Origin of the sequence: Synechocystis sp. LEGE 06083, from assembly GCF_015207725.1 — a bacterium.
Taxonomy (GTDB): Bacteria; Cyanobacteriota; Cyanobacteriia; order Cyanobacteriales; family Microcystaceae; genus Synechocystis; species Synechocystis salina.
In genome coordinates, this window is the sequence record NZ_JADEWJ010000317.1 from 1 (window position 1) to 3,993 (window position 3,993).

The window sequence follows — 3,993 nt, forward strand, 5'->3', positions numbered from 1 at the left end:
AGCTCAACTCGTGGCCCCGCCCTAAATCCAGGCGATCGTTGCCTTTCATCACTTGAATGGGATTATTAACGTCTCCATCCGCCAGTAATTTTTCTAAATTTTGGGCAGCGGGGTTAGAGCAAATAATCGTTGCCTGGGGAGCCAAGCTTAATAACAGCTTCAGGGTATGGCTCCGGTTGGCGTTAACGTGGCCCAAAATGACGTAATCCAGGATGTTCAGGTCTAGTCGTTGGATTAATGTACCGACAAAATTATCAGTGAAGGACTCCCCCGGCGGGTCAAAGAGGGCGGTCTTATCAGCACTGATCAAGTAACTGTTGGCCGTGGTGCCCCTTTGCAGGCCATACTCAATTTCAAACTTCAACCTGTCCCAAGTGCGGGAGCGAAACACAGTGGTGTCAACGGCGATCGGGCAGATTTGAACGTCTTTGGCAGGCATGGTGGGGAGAGGAAAAAACAACTTACCAACCATGGTAGTTAGTTGGGTTGTCTCCAGTTTTGCATGGATTTCTGACTTTTGTGTCGGCCCCGTTCAAGCCCTGATCCGGGCCAATGGATGAAGTGCTCAATGATCAATGCTTACGGCGAATTTGCTGTATTAGCACAGAGGGAGCTGCTGTTGAAATTATTCGGGAATACCCAAAAAACAATGGTTTGAAACTAATTTCCAAAGATTTAGGCTTTTATCGAGGAGCCTTACTTTACCGTTATTTGCCTAGGCTAGTTTAGCTTTGAATCAGCGATTGTGGCCGCGACGTCATTCTAAAGTCAATCATGAAAAGACAAGAATACATTGAGGCTTTCTCGGTCAATTCTGATTCAATGTTGATCTTAAAATTGATTTTTCCAACCATCGCCAATTCGACACAAGCCCTCACCGGGACAGGAATGACAGCCTATCGTTGAAAATGTTGTTTCACCACATTCCAGGGGGAACACTCCCAATAATCAATGTGAGAAATAATTAACTCAACTTCGTTCAGGGTCAACTCACTGCGGCCGCTGATGGCAATTCTCGGCTTCCAGGGCAGGGGGGAAGTCCAACTCAAGGTCCAACGGGTGGTAATTTCTCGGTCTACCCGGGCAATGTCATGGAGTTGTAGGTCGATCGACTGAAACCAACGGGCCAGGAATTGGATCATTTTTTCGTACCGGGCCAGGCCCCGAAACTGGGTCAAGGGATCTTGAAAATAAACGTCGGCATCATAGATGCTCAGGGTCTGTTGCCAGGGAAAATTGGCATAGTCCCGTTGCAAGATGGTCAGAATGCTATTTTCGGAGGTCATTTTGGGGCTTTCCATTGTCGACGGTAACATTGACTGGTTTAATTTTGTTAAGTTTATTTGACATTTAGGAGGAAAAGGTTTTGTCCAAGCAATCGATCGCCAATTTAACGGAGGCAGACCTCGCAGGCAAACGGGTTTTTGTCCGGGTGGATTTTAACGTGCCCCTAGATAACGGCAGCATTACCGACGACACCAGGATTCGGGCGGCCTTACCCACCATCAAAGACCTGTTGAGCAAAGGCGCCAAAGTTATTTTGGGCAGTCATTTTGGCCGTCCCAAGGGCAAAGTGGTGGACAGCATGCGCCTGACCCCCGTTGGCGATCGCCTAGCAGAACTATTGGGACAACCGGTGGTTAAATGCGACGATTGCATTGGCGCTGAAGTTACGGCCAAGATTGCTAGCCTGCCCAATGGCGGTGTGGCCCTGTTAGAAAATCTCCGTTTCCATGCCGGAGAAGAAGGTAACGATGCCGAATTTGCCAAAGCCTTAGCGGCCAACGCTGACCTTTATGTTAACGATGCCTTTGGCACTGCCCACCGGGCCCACGCCTCCACCGAAGGGGTAACCCATTTCCTCAGCCCTAACGTTGCTGGCTACCTAATCGAAAAAGAATTACAGTTCCTGCAAGGAGCCATCGAAGCCCCCAAACGTCCCCTGGTGGCGATCGTCGGTGGTTCTAAAGTATCTAGCAAAATTGGCGTCATCGAAACGCTGCTGGATAAGTGCGACAAGCTGATTATCGGCGGCGGCATGATTTTCACCTTCTACAAAGCCCAGGGTTTAAGCACCGGCAAATCCCTGGTGGAAGAGGATAAATTGGAGCTAGCTAAGTCCCTCATGGCTAAAGCCAAAGAAAAAGGAGTAGAGTTCCTCCTACCCACTGACGTGGTGGTGGCCGACAATTTTGCCCCCGATGCCAACACCCAAACTGTTAGTGTCAACGCTATTCCCGATGGCTGGATGGGTCTAGATATTGGTCCTGATTCCGTCAAAACCTTCCAGGATGCCCTGGCGGGCTGTGGCACCGTCATCTGGAACGGCCCCATGGGGGTATTTGAATTTGACAAATTTGCCGCAGGCACCGAGGCGATCGCCAGGAGCTTGGCCGAATTAACCGCCAGCGGTACCGTTACCATTATTGGTGGTGGGGATTCGGTCGCTGCAGTAGAAAAAGTAGGAGTGGCCGAAAAAATGAGCCACATTTCCACTGGTGGTGGTGCTAGCCTGGAATTACTAGAAGGTAAGGTTCTGCCCGGCATTGCCGCTTTGGACGACCGATAAAGTCTGCCTAGATAATTCTGGAAAAAGATTTTTCTCACCAGTTTGAAGACTGGGCCACGGGAGAAAATTTTTCACCAGATAGATAGGTTCTTTTCACCTTAAAACGCTGAAAAACTCCTCAGAAATTAACCGGGAAGATGGATGAAAATCTGTCCTCCCGTTTTTTTGTGCACCATTATATGGCCCCAAGAAAAGTGCATCAATAACATTTTTGAGCAATGGACAATGCTATAGCTAGAAATAGTTTATTGTGCCAATTTTCTCCCGAAAACTAACCTATGCGACTAGAACAGTTACAGGCTTTTTTAAAAGTTGCAGAACTAGGCAGTTTTCAACAGGCGGCATTACAATCGGAAGTAACCCAATCTACCATTAGTAGGCAGATCCAGGGTTTGGAATCTGCCCTCAAATGCCAACTATTCCACCGGGGAGCCCAGGCAAAACTAACGGTGGCGGGGGAATTATTTCTACGGCGGGCGAGGAAAATTTGTCAAGAATGGGATGTGGCTAGCGAGGAAATTAGTAGCCTTTTTCAAGGTAAACAAACGGAATTATGTGTGGCAGCTATCCACTCAGTTTGTGTCTCTTCCTTGCCTAGTTTATTACCCAAATTTTGCTTAGGGCATCCCCATATTCAACTGCGGGTGACGGCCCTGGGAAGTGACCGAGCTTTGAAAGTTTTACAAGATGGTTTGGTGGATGTGGCCATTATCATGAGCCATCGCAGTTTAACTAATACTAAGGAGTTGGCCATTAAACCCCTCTATGAGGAGCAAATTTGTATTTTGATGGCGGGAGACCATCCCCTAGCAGCAAAAAAATTCATCACTTGGAAAGATTTGGGACCCTATCCCCAGGTGATTTTTAAGGACGGTTACCGAATGCGACGGCTGGTGGAAGATGAATTTAGTCGCCGGGAAATTCCCCTCAACGTTAGTTTGGAACTAAATATTCCCGAAGCCTTTTATGGGGTAGTACAGGGGAGCGAAATGATTGCCTTGATGCCCCAATCTTTGGTCAAGCCGGTGATTGACAATCCCAGTTTTTCCGTGCGCTATTTATTTTGCCCAGAGTCTGGCGATCGCCAAGATTTTCGACGACAGGTGTCGGTGGTGACCACGGTGGATCGCCTGCAAATGCCCCCCGTGGCGGAATTTTTTAATTTAGTAGTGGACCATTACCGCTCTGGGGCCTTGATGGTGAATTGATGGTTACGAACTACTCCGACCCACTTAAGCTAAGGTCAGAGTTACCTACCCAAAGAAGACTCAAACCTCTACTCTAGTTCAGCCAACAGGGTTTGTTCCGCCGTGGCCAAGGCTTCCGGCAACTTACTCGGATCCCTTCCCCCGGCCTGGGCCAGATTAGGACGACCGCCGCCACCGCCACCACAAATTTTGGCAATGGTACCGATAAATTGCCCA

General features: G+C 48.6%; 4 protein-coding genes and 1 pseudogene. 2 read left to right on the top strand and 3 right to left on the bottom strand.

Annotation, left to right across the window (positions count from 1 at the left end):
* Both IQ219_RS17570 and IQ219_RS17575 read right to left on the bottom strand, forming a co-directional pair.
* A pseudogene (locus tag IQ219_RS17570) lies at positions 1-472 on the bottom strand (FprA family A-type flavoprotein); the annotation flags it as partial.
* A 424-nt stretch (positions 473-896) separates the two neighbouring features.
* The gene (locus tag IQ219_RS17575) at positions 897-1,316 is read right to left on the bottom strand and encodes a DUF2358 domain-containing protein (protein ID WP_194073467.1); all 420 of its coding nucleotides are present in this window, start codon (positions 1,314-1,316) and stop codon (positions 897-899) included.
* A 50-nt stretch (positions 1,317-1,366) separates the two neighbouring features.
* On the opposite strand from IQ219_RS17575, the gene pgk reads away from it, so the two are divergent.
* Both pgk and IQ219_RS17585 read left to right on the top strand, forming a co-directional pair.
* On the top strand, positions 1,367-2,569 hold the full coding sequence (pgk, locus tag IQ219_RS17580) for a phosphoglycerate kinase (RefSeq protein WP_190595721.1): 1,203 nt from the start codon (positions 1,367-1,369) through the stop codon (positions 2,567-2,569).
* A gap of 278 nt (positions 2,570-2,847) precedes the next feature.
* Positions 2,848-3,777, top strand: coding sequence for a LysR family transcriptional regulator (locus IQ219_RS17585; protein WP_194073468.1), 930 nt, complete (start codon positions 2,848-2,850; stop codon positions 3,775-3,777).
* A gap of 68 nt (positions 3,778-3,845) precedes the next feature.
* Here IQ219_RS17585 and IQ219_RS17590 read toward each other — a convergent pair.
* Positions 3,846-3,993, bottom strand: a 148-nt coding sequence (locus IQ219_RS17590) for a DHHA1 domain-containing protein (RefSeq protein WP_194073469.1), incomplete at its 5' end; no start/stop codon positions are given.